At 51.3% G+C, this 273-nt stretch carries 1 protein-coding gene; it reads left to right on the top strand.

Going from position 1 to position 273, the window contains the following annotated elements; all coding sequences use genetic code 11:
* Positions 1–87: 87 nt before the first annotated feature.
* Positions 88–273, top strand: a 186-nt coding sequence (locus GTGU_RS23810) for a phage protein GemA/Gp16 family protein (protein ID WP_038164035.1), incomplete at its 3' end; no start/stop codon positions are given.

The following is a 273-nucleotide window of genomic DNA, read 5'->3' as shown; positions in this document are numbered from 1 at the left end:
TCGTTGAAGATATAAAAAGTACTGCCGAACTTTCGCCTGATGACATTGTGGGTTTCTGCGATAAAGAACCTGACCAGGAGACATAAAATGAGCCGGTCATCGTTGATTAAATTAATCCATGTTGCCAGCCGCAGGCTACAGCTCGACGACGACACCTATCGGTCGCTGCTGATGAATATCACGGGGAAACAGAGCTGCCGTGATCTGCGCGTCGGGCAACTGGAGACCGTACTGAAGGCACTGGAGGACAAAGGCTTTAAACGCACGCGCCCG

The organism is Trabulsiella guamensis ATCC 49490 (assembly GCF_000734965.1).
Classification (GTDB): Bacteria; Pseudomonadota; Gammaproteobacteria; order Enterobacterales; family Enterobacteriaceae; genus Trabulsiella; species Trabulsiella guamensis.
Note: the sequence above shows the minus strand (reverse complement) of the source record. Positions and strands in the feature narration are given on the sequence as shown.